16 protein-coding genes are annotated in these 18,224 nt (G+C 41.2%); 8 read left to right on the forward strand and 8 right to left on the reverse strand.

Translation table 11 applies throughout. The features are described from left to right. Window positions 1-90: 90 nt before the first annotated feature. Both AN944_RS15070 and AN944_RS15075 read left to right on the forward strand, forming a co-directional pair. A complete protein-coding gene (locus AN944_RS15070; RefSeq protein ID WP_055025468.1) occupies window positions 91-1,611 on the forward strand; it encodes a flavocytochrome c in 1,521 nt (506 codons plus the stop codon). Window positions 1,612-1,635: 24 nt separating this feature from the next. Continuing rightward, window positions 1,636-1,989, forward strand: coding sequence for a cytochrome c3 family protein (locus AN944_RS15075; protein ID WP_055025469.1), 354 nt, complete (start codon window positions 1,636-1,638; stop codon window positions 1,987-1,989). A 214-nt stretch (window positions 1,990-2,203) separates the two neighbouring features. Here the strand turns inward: AN944_RS15075 and AN944_RS15080 are convergent, their stop codons facing one another. Further along, on the reverse strand, window positions 2,204-3,079 hold the full coding sequence (locus tag AN944_RS15080) for a LysR family transcriptional regulator (RefSeq protein ID WP_055025470.1): 876 nt from the start codon (window positions 3,077-3,079) through the stop codon (window positions 2,204-2,206). Between the two features lie 134 nt (window positions 3,080-3,213). On the opposite strand from AN944_RS15080, the gene AN944_RS15085 reads away from it, so the two are divergent. Next, complete coding sequence (locus AN944_RS15085; protein WP_055025471.1) at window positions 3,214-3,861, forward strand: TetR/AcrR family transcriptional regulator; 648 nt, start codon at window positions 3,214-3,216, stop codon at window positions 3,859-3,861. 5 nt (window positions 3,862-3,866) lie between these two features. On the opposite strand, the gene AN944_RS15090 is transcribed toward AN944_RS15085, so the two are convergent. The 6 genes from AN944_RS15090 to rpmH form a co-directional block, all read right to left on the reverse strand. After that, on the reverse strand, window positions 3,867-4,472 hold the full coding sequence (locus AN944_RS15090; RefSeq protein WP_055025472.1) for a PolC-type DNA polymerase III: 606 nt from the start codon (window positions 4,470-4,472) through the stop codon (window positions 3,867-3,869). A gap of 6 nt (window positions 4,473-4,478) precedes the next feature. After that, a complete protein-coding gene (gene mnmE, locus AN944_RS15095; protein WP_055025473.1) occupies window positions 4,479-5,837 on the reverse strand; it encodes a tRNA uridine-5-carboxymethylaminomethyl(34) synthesis GTPase MnmE in 1,359 nt (452 codons plus the stop codon). 84 nt (window positions 5,838-5,921) lie between these two features. Continuing rightward, entirely contained in the window at window positions 5,922-7,553 is a 1,632-nt protein-coding gene (gene yidC / locus AN944_RS15100) for a membrane protein insertase YidC (RefSeq protein ID WP_055025474.1), read from the reverse strand. Between the two features lie 3 nt (window positions 7,554-7,556). Further along, on the reverse strand, window positions 7,557-7,811 hold the full coding sequence (gene yidD / locus AN944_RS21415; protein WP_082420028.1) for a membrane protein insertion efficiency factor YidD: 255 nt from the start codon (window positions 7,809-7,811) through the stop codon (window positions 7,557-7,559). After that, complete coding sequence (rnpA, locus tag AN944_RS15105) at window positions 7,778-8,134, reverse strand: ribonuclease P protein component (RefSeq protein WP_055025475.1); 357 nt, start codon at window positions 8,132-8,134, stop codon at window positions 7,778-7,780. The genes yidD and rnpA overlap by 34 nt, the downstream gene beginning before the upstream one ends. A gap of 16 nt (window positions 8,135-8,150) precedes the next feature. Further along, window positions 8,151-8,288: a 50S ribosomal protein L34 gene (gene rpmH, locus AN944_RS15110; protein ID WP_011867659.1), complete on the reverse strand. Its 138-nt coding sequence runs from the start codon at window positions 8,286-8,288 to the stop codon at window positions 8,151-8,153. Between the two features lie 448 nt (window positions 8,289-8,736). Here rpmH and dnaA point away from each other — a divergent pair, with 448 nt between their 5' ends. From dnaA to AN944_RS15135, 5 genes are all read left to right on the forward strand, one after another. Further along, window positions 8,737-10,125 carry a chromosomal replication initiator protein DnaA gene (gene dnaA, locus AN944_RS15115; RefSeq protein WP_055025476.1) on the forward strand — a complete coding sequence of 463 codons (1,389 nt, stop codon included), beginning with the start codon at window positions 8,737-8,739 and terminating at the stop codon, window positions 10,123-10,125. 19 nt (window positions 10,126-10,144) lie between these two features. Beyond that, the gene (gene dnaN / locus AN944_RS15120) at window positions 10,145-11,245 is read left to right on the forward strand and encodes a DNA polymerase III subunit beta (RefSeq protein ID WP_055025477.1); all 1,101 of its coding nucleotides are present in this window, start codon (window positions 10,145-10,147) and stop codon (window positions 11,243-11,245) included. A 103-nt stretch (window positions 11,246-11,348) separates the two neighbouring features. Then, entirely contained in the window at window positions 11,349-12,431 is a 1,083-nt protein-coding gene (gene recF / locus AN944_RS15125) for a DNA replication/repair protein RecF (protein ID WP_055025478.1), read from the forward strand. Window positions 12,432-12,446: 15 nt separating this feature from the next. Beyond that, window positions 12,447-14,864: a DNA topoisomerase (ATP-hydrolyzing) subunit B gene (gene gyrB / locus AN944_RS15130; RefSeq protein ID WP_055025479.1), complete on the forward strand. Its 2,418-nt coding sequence runs from the start codon at window positions 12,447-12,449 to the stop codon at window positions 14,862-14,864. 108 nt (window positions 14,865-14,972) lie between these two features. Continuing rightward, window positions 14,973-16,055 (forward strand): HDOD domain-containing protein, encoded by a 1,083-nt coding sequence (locus AN944_RS15135; RefSeq protein ID WP_055025480.1) that lies wholly within the window; start codon window positions 14,973-14,975, stop codon window positions 16,053-16,055. Between the two features lie 94 nt (window positions 16,056-16,149). On the opposite strand, the gene glyS is transcribed toward AN944_RS15135, so the two are convergent. Then, the gene (gene glyS / locus AN944_RS15140; RefSeq protein WP_055025481.1) at window positions 16,150-18,219 is read right to left on the reverse strand and encodes a glycine--tRNA ligase subunit beta; all 2,070 of its coding nucleotides are present in this window, start codon (window positions 18,217-18,219) and stop codon (window positions 16,150-16,152) included. Between the last annotated feature and the right edge of the window lie 5 nt (window positions 18,220-18,224).

An 18,224-nucleotide genomic window follows, 5' to 3' on the forward strand; every position in this document is an offset into this window, starting at 1 on the left:
TAGATATAAGTAAACCTTGGTTGATTCCCTTTTTGGAATTGATTCCATCTTTATGATGAAGGAGTCAATTTAAAAAAAGGGTGATGACCTATGAGTAATGTAGATCTGTTAGGACGCCGTAAATTTATCGCAGGGCTTGGTGTTGCAGCGGGTGCTGCAATGGTGGCTCCAGCGATGGCTGTTTCTGAAAAAGCAGACGGTGTTAAGTGGGATAAAGAAATTGAAATCGTCATTATTGGTTCTGGCTTTGCAGGGTTAGCAGCAGGAATTGAAGCGACGAAATTGGGTGCCAAGGACGTTCATATTTTTGAAAAAATGTCCTATTTTGGAGGTAACTCAGCCATTAATGGTGGTTTATTTGCTGCACCAGGTACGCCAATGCAATCAAAAGAAGGCGTAAATGATTCTGTAGATCGTATGGTTGCAGACCAATTAGCGGCTGGACGTGGTATTGCTGACGAAGCTTTACTACGCCATGTTGCTGAGCATGCTATGGAAGCATTGCAAATGACCTTTGATGCAGGGTCTGAATATCATCCATATTTACAGCAACTCGGCGGTCATTCGGTTGCTCGAACTTACCAAACAACGGTGAGTTGTGGTGCTGGTATTACTCAACCTTTGTTACATAAATGCCGTGAATTGGGTGTGCACACCCATAACCGTTCTAAGTTTGAAGGCTTCCTTGTCGGCGAAAAAGGTGAAGTGTTAGGCGTTAAAATGCGTGATAACTATCACTTTGGCGAAGATCAACCAGGCAAAGTGATTAATATCCGTGCAAAACGTGGCGTGATTATGGCGACAGGAGGTTTTGCTCAAAATGTAAATCTGCGTATGGCGCAAGATCCAACGTTAACCTCTGAAGTAGGTTGTACCAATGCACCAGGTGCTACAGGCGAAGGCATGTATGAAATGTTCCGCCTTGGTGCCGTCCCCGTTCATTTAGCACATATTCAGTCTGGCCCTTGGGCGTCACCTGATGAAGGTGGTTTTGGTTATGTATCTAACTATTCTATCTATAACTTCCCTCATTCTATTGCGATTAACCGTTTAACTGGTCAACGTTTTATGGATGAAATTGCTGACCGCAAAACGCGAGCTGATGCTGAACTTGCGTGCCGTGATGAACAAGGAAATGCATTACCACCTATTTTAATCACTAGCTACAAAGATTCTAAAAAGCATCCTAATACCAAAAAAGTCATTAAGTACAACGTGGGGTGGAAGTTTGACTCTGTTGAGGAATTAGCTTCGCATTTTAATGTGCCGTTAAAAGCACTCAAAACTCAAATTGAAGAATATAACCAATACGTTAAATCTGGTGAAGATAAGCAGTTTGGTAAAAATATGACTAAGGCTGCAGGTAAGTATATTGAAGCGCCTTTTACCGTTGTGCGTTTATGGCCAAAAGTGCATTACTGCCAAGGTGGCGTTCAAATTAATACCAAAGCAGAAGTAAAAGACAGCTTCACGGGTGTGGCGATTCCAGGGCTTTACGCTGCTGGTGAAGTCTGTGGTGGTATCCATGGTGTAAGCCGCTTAGGAAGTTGCTCTATTCCTGAGTGTATGGTCATGGGAATGACTGCTGCTCGTAGCATGATGAAAGCGTAACCCAATTTACAAGAGGAATTATTGATGAACACATTAAAGATAATGCTTGCATTGGGATTATTATGTTTAAGTAGTGCCAGCGTTCAAGCAGTAGAAATTAGAGACCATCATAAGGAAGTGATTGGTAAGGATTGTAAAGCTTGTCATGATCAGGGGATTAAACAATTCCCTTCAGATCAAGCTTGTCAGCAGTGTCATGATGTTGATGAGTTAGCTGAAACAACAGCGCGTAGTGAAGAAGACAAGTGGCAGAATCCACATAATAACTTGCATTATGGCAAAGAGTTACCTTGTCAAGAGTGTCATGGTGAACATAAAGCGAAAAAGCCTATTTGTAGTGATTGTCACACGTTTAAATACGACAAACATAAAGAATAGTTCTTTACTGTTTTAGTTAACTTATAACAGCAGATAAGTCAGCAGTTGCTTATCAATTGCCTCCCCCTTTGGGTAAGATAATTGCTGATAATCAAAGCCTCTAATTCATCATCTTAGGGGCTTTTTTTATGTTTTTTATTGAGGTTTATTTGTAGGTTTTATTAATAAGTACAACTTATGCTTTGATATCGAACCTTCAGCAAGGCGAGTTCACTTATTCACTGTCATCATTATGATGTGCTAGGTTTTCTACATTGGCTTTAATCAACGAAATTAACTGTAAGGTTGCATCTGTTTGGGTATCAGGATTGAGATAAAGTGCTTCGTTGAATACCGGTAATATTGGCAGTCCATGCTCAACGGGATCGAGTATTTGCATTTTGTCGCTGATCCGAAATTCAGCAATGGGGGCAATGGTAAGATCGTTTTCAACGGCCATACACAATGCTTGTGGTGACGGGGTAGATAGTAATACATTGATCGAGCGCATTGTTAATTGATGATTGGCAAAGACTTGTGCGCGAATAGGGCAATTTTCTGGGTACAGTGCCATAGGAATAGCGCTGCGTTTATGGGCATTACCATTCTTGGCTGCTACCCAATGAAAGCGTCGTTCAAAAAGTAACTCTCCATTAGCCGGTGTTTGCCAATGAGTTGCAACGATGACGTCAAATTCACCTTGTTGTAAGCGTTTGTATAAATTTCCGCTTACGTCAGTATCAATCACTAATTCAATTCGCGTAAATTCACGAATAAATTCTAATAAACAGCTGCTTAAATATCGTTTTATATAATCTGTTGGAACACCTAATCGAATGATTTCTCGATTTTGGCCATCTTTTAAATCATCTAAAGCTTGTGAACTTAACTGCATCATTTTATAAGCATAGTTAAGCAAAGTGACACCTGATTCAGTCAAGGTGACCCCTTTGTTATCACGGATAAGCAGTGGTTGACCAACGCTTTCTTCAAGCTTTTTAATCTGCAAACTTAATGCAGATTGAGTGCGGCAAATTTGTTCAGCAGCCTTTGATAAGTTGCCATTTTCTGCCACAGCAATAAAGCTTTCAAGCAATTCTATTTTTAGCATTATTTTTAGGAATATTGGCTATTGGAATTGTTCATAGTGGTATCAGTATTACTTAATATCGAATAAGTAAGAAGCTTGTTATTGTACGAATGTGAAGTGATAACAAATTATTGATGAAAAGTAAGGGATGCATTATGAGTAGCTGGCAACAACGAGGTGATTACTTAGTTGAAGTGTCACAGCGCTATTTAAAAGGACATAAAACCTTCGATCTTTGTCGTTCGCATTTAGTAAAGGCTAGCCAAATTTCAAAAGGAACTGTGTATAACCATTTTCCCAATGAAGCTGATTTAATTGTGGCAATGGCCATTGATGATTTAAACCATTGCTTAGCTCAAGCAAAACTTGATGAACAAGCTTATGCAGATCCACTCAATATGTTTCTGTTCCATCAATGCAGGCGTTTACATGATGCGTTAGTAAATCAACGTTTTGTGATTGAACGAGTGATGCCAAATGAAGATATTTTATCCCATGCAAGTGAGGTATATCAGCAAGCGTATCAGCAGCGCTATGATGAGTATTTTGCTTGGTTTCACCATGTGATTGATAAGATAGGTAAGATTGTTGGTTTTAATCGAGCTGAACTGGTGACTCATTATTTACGTGGCGCCATCATCAATACTGACGATGCGGGTAAAGATGGTCTTGATCCTAATTTATATTATCAATATTGCTACGCTATTACCCAATTGCTCGGCCATTCAGACAAGCGATTACCTAAGCTTACTGTATTTAAAGATTGGCTAAACAAAATGCCGCAACAACAATCTGCGGCATAACTATTCTATTGGCTAAGAAAAGCGATAACTTTAGCTTTTGGCATGCCTGTTATCATTTGGATATGCTCAAAAGAGATCGCTTGTTGAGGTTTATATTGCTTAATAGTTTCAAGTTGATGGAGCCATAAATGACCTGTCATGGTTGCATCTGCTAATGCTCGGTGAAAAACACCATCATTTGGCAATTGATGATAATCAACCAATGTCCCCAGTTTATGATTAGGTGCATCTTGATTGATCCTACGAGATAAGAGTAAAGAACAAGCAAATTGACCTGAGTATTGATGATTTATCCTATTGAACTCGGCGTCTAAAAATTTCTTATCAAAGCTGGCGTTATGGGCAACGAGATTAAAGTCGCCCATAAAGTCTGCAAAGCGTGCCATGACCGTTTCGCAATCATCAGCAGTTTGTAGCATTTGATTGCTAATTCCTGTGTAGTTTTCAATGAAACTATTTACCCGTCGGCCTGGGTTCATCAGTTCTTGAAATGAGTCAACCACGACACCATCTACTAATTTTACTGCACCAATTTCAATGGCTCTATCACCATTATCGGGTGATAAACCTGTGGTTTCGAAATCAAGAACGACGACATTATTTGCTGACATATTGTGTTACTTACCAATACAGAATGAACTGAAGATTTTACCGAGTAGATCATCGGAGGTAAATTTACCTGTGATTTCTGATAAGGCCATTTGCGCCATACGGAGTTCTTCTGCAAGTAACTCGCCTGCCAAGTAAACTTCAAGTTGTTCTTTACCTAATTGCAAATGGCTTGAAGCGAGATCTAATGCCTCTAAATGACGACGACGGGCAATAAAACCACCTTCAAGGTTACTTTGATAACCCATTAAGGATTTTAGGTGTTGTTTAAGTTCGTCAACGCCTAAACCTGTCTTAGCTGAAATACGGTAAACATTGTAGCCGTGCTCATCAGTTGTCATGACAGGCTCACCAGTTAAGTCGGCTTTATTTCGCACCACAGTAACGCCAAGTTTAGCGGGGAGGCGGTCGATAAAATCTGGCCATATTTCATGTGGATTTACGTCTGTGGTTGTAGTGCCATCAACCATAAATAGCACTCGGTCTGCTGTGGCTATTTCATCCCAAGCACGTTCGATACCTATTTTTTCAACTGTATCGGCTGTATCACGTAAGCCTGCAGTATCGATAATATGCAATGGCATGCCATCTAAGTGGATATGCTCACGCAGTACATCACGTGTGGTACCCGCAATTTCGGTTACAATGGCTGATTCTTTACCAGCAAGGGCATTTAACAGACTAGATTTACCCGCATTAGGACGTCCTGCAATGACAACTTTCATTCCTTCACGGATAATCGAGCCTTGTTTAGCACTGGCTTGAACTGAATCCAGTTTGTCGATGATGTTATAAAGTGAATTAGCAATTTTACCATCAGATAAGAAGTCGACTTCTTCATCAGGGAAGTCAATCGCTGCTTCGACGTATAAACGCAAGTTAGTGACTTGTTCGACAAGTTGGTGCACTTCATCTGAGAACTCACCTTGGAGCGAGTTTAAGGCGCTTTTAGCAGCTTGTTCGCTAGTGGCATCAATTAAGTCAGCGATAGCTTCAGCTTGGGTTAAATCAAGCTTGTCATTCATAAAGGCCTGCTCACTAAACTCACCTGGTTTAGCAATGCGAAGACCATCCACTTCCATTACACGCTTTATGAGCATGTCTAAAACGATTTGACCACCATGGCCTTGAAGCTCTAATACATCTTCACCAGTAAAGGAGTTAGGCCCTTTAAAGAACAAAGCAATTCCTTGGTCAATAACATCACCAGCAGCATTTTTAAAATCGCAATAATCGGCATAACGGGTTTTAGGTAAATGGCCTAACACCTGTTGTGCTACATCAGCGGCTTTATCACCCGAAATACGAATGATACCTACACCGCCACGACCTGGTGCGGTTGCTTGTGCCACGATAGTGTCTGTCATTGAGGAAAACCTTTGTTTAAATTTAATAAATGAAAAGGCGGCTCAATAGCCGCCTTTAAAGATTATATCAGTTTGAGCTATGACTTATTTTAAGCCTTTTTTCTCAAGACCTGCATAAATAATCTTTTGTTGTGTGATTGCGACTAAGTTACCGACTAACCAGTAAAGTACTAGACCTGATGGGAACCATAGGAAGAATACTGTAAAGATAACTGGCATCCATTGCATCATTTTAACTTGCATAGGATCCATAGTTGGTGCCATTGGTTGCATTTTTTGCATTAACCACATAGACACACCCATTAGTAGTGGCAATACGTAGTAAGGATCTTGAACCGATAAATCGTCAATCCAAAGCATGAATGGCGCATGGCGTAACTCATAACTTTCTAGTAATACCCAGTATAGTGCAATGAAAATTGGCATTTGTAGCAAGATTGGAAGACAGCCGCCCATAGGGTTAACTTTTTCTTTCTTGTACAACTCCATCATTGCTTGACCCATCTTCTGACGGTCATCACCAAAGCGTTCTTTTAACTCTGCAAGCTTAGGCTGCAAGTTACGCATCTTAGCCATTGAAGTGTATTGCGCTTTTGTAAGTGGGTATAAAATACCACGTACAGAAAGCGTAATTAGGATAATTGCAACACCCCAGTTAGTGACAATCGACTGGAAGAACATCAATAGTTTGTAGATAGGAATTGCTAACCACCAAAGGAAGCCGTAATCAACAACTAAGTTTAATGTTTCAGAAATGTCTGAAAGTGCTTTTTGGTCTTTAGGACCAACGAAGAACTGAGCACTAATCGTTTGTTGTGCACCAGGAGCAATATCATGTACTGCGCCGCGGAAACCAATATTAGCTTGGCCACCCGCACTCATGCTAGAGAAGATAGTATTTGAATCGTTTGCTGGTGGTACCCAAGCTGACACGAAGTAATGTTGAAGCATCGCTGCCCAACCACCTAATGTTTGTTGGTTTAGGTTACTCTTAGCAATATCTTCAAAGTCATATTTTTCATAGCGTACACTTTGAGTCGAGAATGCTGCACCACGGTATGTTGGCATCATCATGCTACTTTCAGATGCTTGTACCGTTTGTTTAATTTGACCGTACATTTGCATTTGAAGCGGCGCTGAAGTGGTGTTGTTTACGTTGTAATCAACAGTCACATCAAATTGGCCACGGGTGAAAGTAAATACTTTGGTATAGCTTGCGCCATTTGCATCCACATAACTTAATGGTACAGATAACGTATCTTGACCATCAGCTAGTTGATAAAGTTCTGACTCTGCAGAGAAGTGTGCACGTCCGTGAGTACTGCTATCAATACCATCACGACCGATTAAACCACTTTGAGAAATATAGTTGAATGCGCCATTTTGCTCTAAAAGAACAAATGGGTCATTACTATCAATTTCAACTTTATGGTCAACCAAAGCAGCATAAACAATATCACCGCCGACTGGGTCAATTTTAATGTCTAACTGATCGGTTTTAACTTCAATCAGATTTTGAGTTGCCGGTAATTGAACAGGCATACTTGAATCTGCATCGGGTACATCGCTATTGCTGTGCGATGGTACATCATTCGTTTGAGCAACCGTAGTTTGTGTCGCGACTGGTTGCGGTGCTTTATCGTCTTGCCATGCTTGCCAAAGTAAAAAACTGACAAACAGTAGTGCGATAAGCATTAAATTGCGTTGAGATTCCATAGCCTATTTGTTACACCTGTCATTTTTAGGGGGGACGGGATCACTTCCGCCGGGATGTAAAGGGTGACATTTTAGTATGCGTTTCGCTGCAAGCCAACAACCTTTCACTGTTCCATGCGTTTTTATTGCGTCAATCGCATAATAAGAGCACGTTGGGTTGAATCTACAGCGAGGACCCAGCATGGGGCTGATAAGAAGTTGGTAACCACGAATAGCCTTAATGGCTAGCCATTGTAACGGCGACTGAGCTTGCGCCATAACTTCTCTGTTAACTTGTGTAATTCTGCATTTTCCATATCGACCACACCATTTCTAACCAAGACAACAATATCAAGATTTGGAATGTCGTGCTGATTTAAACGGAAATTTGTTCTGATTATTCGCTTAATTCGGTTGCGATCACTGGCATTTTTAACAAAACGTTTTGCAACTGTTAATCCAATACGAGGATGTTGTTCAGAATTAGGTACAGCGAGCAGAGTTATTTCAGCAGAAGATGCTTTGATAGGATTTGAGAATACAGATTTAAATTGCGCGGGAGTTAACAGACGTAACTCCCGCGTAAAAGCATAGCTAGTCACTATGGTTATCTACTGATTAAGCAGATAAACGAGCGCGACCTTTTGCACGACGACGTGCAATCACTTTACGGCCGCCTACAGTGGCCATACGTGCGCGGAAGCCGTGAGAACGCTTACGCTTCAGGTTGCTTGGTTGAAAAGTACGTTTACTCATTTTGGCAATCCGTATATTTAGTAGTTAATAAACCTTACATTCTTAAAATAAGAGGTAAGGGCAAAAAAGAGGCCGAATTGTAATCACTTTAATCACTACCGTCAACAAGGAAAGTGGCTATATGAACAATTTTTACCTAATTAACTTTGAGGCAAACATCAAAAATGCACTATACAGTGTGGATAACTCTGTGTACCAACACTATATGTAGTGGATCAAAGGCTGTTTAACCAGATCAAAGCGCGGCTATTATAGATCAAGAGTGATCGGTTAATAAAGCAGGATCTGTGAACAAATCACATTAATTGGATCGTTTTTGATCTTTAAAGATCACAGATATCCACATACAATGATCTGCTTGGGGATAAAATTTTTTTTATCGATAGCGATCATTGAGATCTAACGATAGAATAGCCCTCCTTCAACAAACGATATTAAGGAATATTAAGTGGCGGTTTCACTTTGGCAACAATGTATCGGCAGGCTGCAAGACGAACTTTCTGCGCAGCAATTCAGTATGTGGATCCGTCCGTTACAGGCTGAAATGGATGGCGATACCTTGGTACTTTATGCACCTAATCGTTTTGTACTTGATTGGGTTCGAGATAAGTACATCAATATCATTAATCAATTTTTTACCGAACAGTTAGGTGGTAACGCCCCTAAACTGCGCTTTGATATTGGTAGCCGCCCGTCTGCAGTGAGAGCGCCTGAGCCTGTAAAAGCAGAAGTTAGGCCAACACAAAGCACACAAACTAAGCAACGTGTTAGCACTGCGTTTAACACTCAAGCGGAACCCGTTGAGCATGCTAACCACCGCAGTAATATCAATCCTACTTATCAGTTTGATAATTTCGTTGAAGGTAAATCAAACCAATTAGGTAAAGCTGCTGCACTGCAAGTGGCAGAAAATCCTGGCGGTGCTTATAACCCGTTATTTTTATATGGCGGCACCGGTTTAGGTAAAACCCATTTATTACATGCTGTAGGCAACGGGATTATCAAAAACAATCCCAATGCAAAAGTGGTCTACATGCATTCAGAACGCTTTGTGCAAGACATGGTTAAAGCGCTACAAAATAATGCTATTGAAGACTTTAAACGTTATTACCGTAGTGTTGATGCGCTTTTTATTGATGATATTCAATTCTTTGCCAATAAAGATCGTTCACAAGAAGAATTCTTTCATACCTTCAATGCACTATTAGAGGGTAACCATCAGATCATTTTGACTTCGGATAAATACCCGAAAGAAATTGATGGGGTTGAAGATCGCTTAAAATCACGCTTTGGTTGGGGTTTAACAGTTGCTATCGAACCACCTGAGCTTGAAACTCGTGTCGCGATTTTAATGCGTAAAGCGCAGGAAAGCGGCATTAATTTGCCTGATGAAGTGGCATTCTTCATTGCCAAACGTTTACGTTCAAATGTGCGTGAATTAGAAGGGGCGTTAAATCGTGTTATTGCGAATGCTAACTTCACCGGCCGACCAATTACGATTGATTTTGTCCGTGAAGCATTACGTGATTTACTCGCGCTACAAGAAAAGTTAGTGACCATAGATAATATTCAAAAAACGGTTGCTGAATATTACAAAATTAAAATGGCTGATATGCTATCTAAACGTCGCTCTCGCAGTGTAGCGAGACCTCGTCAAGTCGCTATGGCATTATCAAAAGAGTTAACAAACCAAAGTTTACCTGAAATTGGTGACGCCTTTGGGGGTCGTGATCATACTACCGTATTACACGCATGCAGAAAAATTGCCCAATTGCGTGAAGAAAGTCATGACATTAAAGAAGATTATGCTAACTTGATACGTACATTATCTTCTTAATATCAGGAAATTGAGACGAATGAAATTTTCAATTGATAGGGATGCCCTATTAAAACCACTTCAATTAGTGTGTGGTGCAGTAGAAAGACGCCACAACTTACCTATTTTATCAAATTTACTTGTCGAAGTTAGTGAGTCCTCACTTAAGCTTACAGGTACTGATTTAGAAGTAGAACTTGTTGGCCAAGCGGCTATTCAAGGTGAAGTTGAAACTGGCCGAACAACCGTGCCAGCTAAAAAGCTACTCGATATCGTCAAGTCACTTCCTGAACAAGTCGAAATCAAAATTGAGCAGCAAGATAACAAGTGGCTATTACGTTCTGGTCGTAGTCGTTTTTCACTGGCGACTTTACCTGCAAGTGATTACCCCAATGTTGAAGCCTTTGAAGCCGATATCGAGTTTAGTCTTAAACAAGGTACATTGAAGTCGATTATTGATTCGACCCAGTTCTCAATGGCGAACCAAGATGTTCGATACTATTTAAATGGCTTACTTTTTGAAACTGCGGGTAACTCGTTAAAAGCGATTGCGACAGATGGACACCGTCTAGCATTAAGTCATCGTAATATCGACATTAGCCTTCCTGAAAAGCAAGTCATCGTGCCACGTAAAGGTGTGGTTGAAATGTCTCGCTTACTTGAAAGTGAAGACAGTGAAATTACCATTGCTATTGGTGACAGCGCCATTCGTGCAACAACGCAAAATGCTGTATTTACCAGTAAGCTTGTTGATGGACGTTTCCCTGATTACCGCCGAGTATTACCAAAAGGCGGCGATAAAATTGTGGTGGCGAGCCGTAATCATTTAAAACAAGCGCTCACACGTGCATCGATTTTATCCAATGAAAAGTTTCGTGGCGTGCGTATTCAGCTTGAACCAGGATTATTACGTATAACTGCGAATAACCCAGAGCAAGAAGAAGCGGAAGAGATCATTGATGTTGAATACAATGCTGACAACCTAGAAATAGGATTTAACGTGAGTTATTTACTCGATGTATTGAACAATTTAGCCAGTGATGATGTCAGAATCACGCTGATTGATGGAAACTCAAGCGCATTAATAGAAAACCACGTCGAAGAAGATTCAATGTATGTGGTTATGCCTATGCGTTTATAATGTAAGATAACGTTTCACGACGTTTTAGAACCCAAAAAGGTGCTAGATTAAGGCACCTTTTTTAGTTTTACTGCATCACCATAGGTTTGAGAAATTAGCACCCATGAGTTTAGCCCGTCTTAATATTGCCAACTTTCGCAATATCCTTTCTGCGTCATTGCAACCTGAATCAGGATTAAACTTGATTTATGGAGAAAACGGCAGTGGAAAAACCAGTATATTGGAGGCGATTTATTTTTTAGGCATGGGGCGTTCGTTTCGTAGTCACTTATCTCAAAGAGTGATCAATATTGAACAGGATAACCTTACTTTATTTGCACAACTTGAGATGCAAACCGGTGAAGCGAAATTAGGCTTAAGACGATTTCGCAATGGCGAAATTGATGTCAAATTAGATGGCGATAAAGTGAAGCGTTTATCTGTTTTGGCAGAAACTTTACCGATTCAAGTTATCACGCCAGAAAGTTTTTCATTACTTTTTGAAGGGCCAAAAGCTCGTCGACAATTTATCGATTGGGGCGCGTTTCACTCTGATGCGAGTTTCTATCAAGCATGGGTGAATACAAGACGGATTTTAAAGCAAAGAAATCAACTTCTTAGAGATGGTTCTTCTTATGCAACAATTCAATTTTGGGATAAGGAATTGGTGCGGTATGCTGAACAAGTTACTTCGATACGAAATCAATATGTAGACTCGTTAAATGAGCTACTTAAGGGTATAATCGGAGAGTTTTTACCACGAGTTGATATTAAGGTTTCTTTTACTCGTGGCTGGGATAGCAAAACGGATTTTGCTGAGTTACTCGAAACTCAATATCACAGAGATTTATCTTCGGGAAATACGGGTAGTGGACCGCATAAAGCGGACTTGAGATTGCGTGTAGGCAACTTACCTGTGCAGGATGCATTATCCCGAGGACAGTTAAAATTATTAGTCTGTGCACTGCGCATTGCACAAGGCAAGTTGCTTCAAGAACAACAGAACAAGCATAGTATTTACCTTGTGGATGATCTTCCATCTGAGTTGGATGCACAACATAGGCAACTATTGCTAAAACAGTTAACCGAAACCGGTGCACAAATTTTTGTCACAGCGATTGATCCTGTAGCAATAGTCGATTCGCTGGCAAGCCCGCCAAGTAAGATGTTTCATGTGGAACATGGGCAAGTCACGGTAGTTGAATAAAAACGAGAGAGAAATATGTCAGAGAATAGTTATGATTCTTCGAGTATTAAGGTATTAAAAGGCCTTGATGCAGTTCGTAAGAGACCAGGGATGTACATCGGTGATACAGACGATGGTACAGGTCTTCATCACATGGTATTCGAAGTGGTCGATAACTCTATCGATGAAGCCTTAGCTGGCCACTGTAATGACATTACTATTACCATTCATGCTGATGGCTCTGTGTCAGTACAGGATGATGGCCGTGGTATTCCTGTTGAGGTTCATGAAGAAGAGGGTGTTTCTGCTGCTGAAGTTATTATGACAGTACTTCATGCTGGTGGTAAGTTTGATGATAACTCTTATAAAGTATCAGGCGGCTTGCACGGTGTAGGTGTGTCGGTAGTAAACGCACTGTCTGAAAAACTGCAAATGACCATTCGTCGTAATGGTAAGGTTTACGAACAGTTTTATACAATGGGCGTACCTGAAACTCCTATCACACCTGTCGGTGATTCAGATAAAACGGGTACCTCTATCCGTTTTTGGCCTAGCCCAGAAACCTTCTCTGATACCCTGTTCCATTTTGATATTCTTGCCAAACGTGTGCGTGAATTATCATTCTTAAACTCAGGTGTTGGTATTCGTCTTGTTGATGAACGCGATGAGCGAAATGAGTTCTTCAAATACGATGGTGGTATCAGTGCATTCGTTGATTACCTAAACCGTAACAAAACCCCAATCAACAAAGATGTTTTCCACTTTACCCAAGAACGTGAAGATGGCATCACTGTTGAAGTGGCAATGCAATGGAACGATGGTTACCAAGAAAGCATTTTCTGTTTCACAAACAACATTCCACAACGTGATGGTGGTACTCACTTAGCGGGTTTCCGTGGTGCACTAACACGTAATTTAAATAACTACATGGAGCGAGAAGGCTTCAATAAAAAAGGCAAAACCAATGCTACGGGTGACGATGCTCGTGAAGGTTTGACTGCGGTTATTTCAGTTAAAGTGCCAGATCCTAAATTTAGCTCGCAAACCAAAGACAAGTTGGTTTCTAGTGAAGTGAAAGGCGCGGTAGAACAAACAATGGGTGAGCAGCTAAATGACTACCTATTAGAAAACCCAGTCGATGCTAAGTTAATTGTAGGCAAAATCGTTGATGCCGCGCGAGCTCGTGAAGCCGCTCGTAAAGCCCGTGAAATGACTCGTCGTAAAGGCGCATTAGATTTAGGTGGCCTGCCAGGTAAACTTGCAGATTGCCAAGAGAAAGACCCTGGTCTTTCTGAAATATACATAGTGGAAGGGGACTCTGCTGGCGGTTCAGCCAAGCAGGGACGTAACCGTAAAAACCAAGCGATTCTTCCGCTTAAAGGTAAAATTTTAAACGTTGAAAAAGCGCGCTTTGATAAAATGTTATCTTCACAGGAAGTTGCCACACTGATTACTGCATTAGGTTGTGGTATTGGCCGTGACGATTACGACCCTGAGAAAACACGCTACCATAACATCATCATCATGACCGATGCTGACGTCGACGGCTCGCACATTCGTACGCTGTTGTTGACCTTCTTCTTCCGTCAAATGCCTGAGCTTATTGAGCGTGGTTACATTTACATTGCTCAACCGCCTTTATTCAAAGTGAAAAAAGGTAAGCAAGAGCAATACCTGAAAGATGAACCTGCGTTGACAGAATATTTAACGACTCAAGCGTTAGATGGTACCCATATTTATCCAGCGCCAGGTGCGCCAGGTATGTCTGGTGAACCATTAGAGCGTTTAGTAAGTCAGTACCGTGAAGTTGAAGCGATTATTGAGCGTCTTGCTAAGCGCTACCCAGAGTCAATTACCAATCGTATGATCCATCATCCTGGCATTAGTAATGAAATGCTTGCTGATGAAGGGCAAATGAAGCAGTGGTGTGATGCATTCGTCGCTGACTTAATTGAAATTGAATCTGACGGTGTGATTTACAGTATTGAACCTGTATTAGATCCAGAACGTCAAGTTTACTTACCAAGCTTAACGATCCGTAAGCATGGTATTGATACTAACTACCTATTTAGTTACGACTTCTTCCAATCTAACGATTACGCACTTATTGCCAAATTAGGCAAAGCGTTAGACGGTATGATTGAAGAAGGTGGTTACATCAAGCGTGGCGAACGCATGAAAGAAGTTGAGAGCTTCATTGAAGCGCTTGATTGGACGATGTCTGAAGCGAAACGTGGTTTATACATTCAACGTTATAAAGGATTGGGTGAGATGAACCCTGAGCAGTTGTGGGAAACCACAATGGATCCTGAAACTCGTCGTATGCTACGAGTGACTATTGAAGATGCTGTCGGTGCGGATCAATTATTTACGACCTTGATGGGCGATCAAGTTGAGCCTCGTCGTGACTTTATTGAAACCAACGCATTAAACGTTGCTAACCTAGACGTATAATGCGTCTGTGTTAAATTAAATGGGTGCCAAGTGGCACCCATTTTTAGTTTTAAACCATTTTAAATCTGCTTTTTCCAATGTTGTTACCTGTCTAAGTGGTATTTTGTTATGTTTAAAAAGCTATTTTATAAGTTGTTTAATGTTCGTCCGGCCCAAGAGGTTAATGCGGCTAAATCATTAGACAGTCAACAATCTGTATTATTAAAACGTTCAGCTAATGCCCAAGTTGCGTCTAGGCCAAAACAAGCTCGTCATCAGCAAACTTCTGAGCAAGTCTCCGTTGCCGTGCCGACAAGTGTTCTTGATGCTAGTGCACTGTTTTATAGTTTGTTATTTCCATCAAGTAGCCAAGATACTGGTGCAATGGCAAATGACTTAGAGCGCAGTGTGCTGGCTAAAATTGAACAGGCTTTTACAGCGCCGCAAGCGATTGCTGAAAAGGTGCTTAAACTGCCTAGTCGATTATCAGAAGTAGACAGACAAATAGCCCAATCAGATGTCGATACCAAGGCTTTGCTTCTGCTGATAGAGCAAGATCCGGTATTGAGTATTGAAGTATTGAAGCTGTGTAATTCGAGTGCTTTCAAACGCTCTGATAAGCAAATCACCAGCTTGCAACAAGCTGTTGTGCAGATTGGTTTAAGCCAATTACAACTATTTGTACGAACAAGCTTAATGAAGGAAATGATTAACATTAAGCCTATTTATTTCAGACGCTTTGGCGCTGAAATTTGGCGCCACTCTATGCAGGTTGCATTTTTGGCTAATGAACTTGCAGAACATGATGGTGATACGGCATTCTTTTTAGGCTTACTACATGATGTTGGCAAAATAGCTATTTTTAAAATGATGATTGAAGCGTTTCGACAAGCTGAACCTGGTGAGCAGCCTAGTTCGGTATTGTTCAAACAAGTCATGACGACCAAATCATTAGGACTCAGCGCATTGCTTGTTAAATATTGGCAATTACCCGCTGAATTTGAAGTGCCGTTAACCCAATTGGCTAACTGTCATCACAAGCCAACAGATAGCATGGCTTTGATTATATGGCGTGCCAATATCATTAGTGAATGTTCGATGCTTAAACAGGTGGATAAGCTGACAGAGCAGACGCAGTCACAGTTACTTTCTCAAGTCGCTATTAGCCATGATGAGTTTGAGTTACTGCATCAAAAGTTAATCACTCTATAATGTAACTTTAGTTGGATTTTCGTTTAATCTACACTGACGTTAGCCACAAAAAACGCGCCTTAAGGCGCGTTTTTTTGTGATGACTCAGATATCATTATTGTAATAATGAAATATCAGCGGCATGTAAGAATTGCTCACGTAGACTATTAAGAAGTGCTAAACGGTTATTCTTAAGTGCTGCATCATCTGCCATAACCATTACATCTTCGAAGAAGGTATCAACGCTTTCACGTAGACTCGCCAATAATGCGAGCGCTTCTTGGTAGTTTGCTGCTGCAAATAATGGTGCCAGCTGTGGCTGAAGCTCAGTCAGTTTATCTGCTAATGCTTTTTCAGCACTTTCGACTAATAGGCTTGAATCGATATTGGTTGGGATTTCTCCTTCAACCTTAGCCAAGATGTTCGATACACGCTTGTTCGCTGCCGCAAGCGCTGAGGCTTGCTCTAGGGTTCTAAAGTGAGCCACAGCTTTGATGCGACTTTCAAAATCTGCCGGTGCGGTTGGTTTACGTGCGAGAACAGCAAGGATCACGTCAACACCCACGCCTTGATCTTGATACCATGCACGGAAACGGCCCATAAAGAACTCAAGAACCTGCTCTGATACCTTGTCATTTGTGAGGTTTTCACCGTGTAACTCTTTAGCTTTAGCAATCAAGTCAACTAAATCTAACGGTAAGTTGTTCTCTAAGCAAAGACGTAAAATACCAATAGCAGCACGACGAAGTGCAAATGGATCCGCTGCGCCTTTCGGTGCTTGGCCAATACCAAAAATACCGACTAGCGTATCTAGCTTTTCTGCCAGCGCAACACAGATTGAAATCGGTGCCGTTGGTACAGTATCGCCAGAGAACTTAGGCTTGTATTGCTCAGCTAAGGCAACTGCGACAGCTTCTGTTTCGCCATCTAAGCGGGCGTAATGCATGCCCATAGTGCCTTGAAGGTCGGTAAACTCCATTACCATGTTCGTCATCAAGTCAGACTTTGATAGTAGACCTGCGCGAGCGGCCTCTTCACTGTTTGCACCTATGCTGGTGGCAATATAGCCAGCCATTGCAGAAATACGCTCAACACGGGCTTTAATCGTGCCTAATTGTTTTTGGAAAACAACAGACTCTAAGCTGGCTAAACGCGTTTCTAATGACTCTTTTTTATCTGTTTCAAAGAAGAACTCTGCATCAGCAAGGCGAGGACGAACTACTTTTTCGTTACCAGAAATAATCTGCTGAGGATCTTTAGATTCGATGTTAGTTACGAAGATAAAGTTAGGCAACAACTGACCTGCATCATCAAATACTGGGAAGTATTTCTGGTCGCCTTTCATGGTGTAAACCAAGGCTTCAGCTGGGACATCTAAGAATTTTTCTTCAAAGCTTGCTGTTAACACAACAGGCCATTCAACCAATGCGGTGACTTCTTCAAGTAAATCATCTTCAAGTTCAGCAATACCGCCAATCTCTTTTGCGGCAGCTTCAGCATTTAGCTTGATGATATCCTTACGACGTTGGTAATCAGCTAAGACTTTACCTTCAGTTTCTAATTGCGTGAGGTAGTTATCAGCGTGTTCTAGCTCAAAAGTATCAACACCCATGAAACGATGACCACGAATAGTGCGAGCTGATTCGATACCTAACAATTCACCTGGAACGAGTTCATCACCTAACAGCATGGTGACAGTATGAACTGGGCGGATAAATTGTGTTGTATTACTACCCCAACGCATTGGCTTAGGGATAGGTAATTTATCTAATGACTTTTGTGCCATTGCAGCAATTAAAGACTTGGTTTCAACACCAACCACTTTAGCTTGGTGTAATAACCATTCGCCTTTGTCTGTTTTAAGACGGTCAGCTTGTTCAACAGTAATGCCGTTACCACGAGCCCACCCCATAGCGGCTTTCGTTGGGTTTCCTTCAGCATCAAATGCTTGAGCGACGGCAGGGCCGCGTTTCTCAACCACTTTGTCAGCTTGCGCAACAGCAAGTTGTTCAACACTAATTGCCAAACGGCGAGGGGCTGCATACCAAGTTGCATTGGTAAACGCTAACTCTGCCTTGGTTAGTTCCTCGGTGAAATTAGCGAGAAATGACTCAGCTAATTTACGTAATGCCTTTGGTGGTAATTCTTCTGTACCCACTTCAATGAGTAAGTTTTCAACGTTCATTATTC

Origin of the sequence: Shewanella sp. P1-14-1, from assembly GCF_001401775.1 — a bacterium.
Taxonomy (GTDB): domain Bacteria; phylum Pseudomonadota; class Gammaproteobacteria; order Enterobacterales; family Shewanellaceae; genus Shewanella; species Shewanella japonica.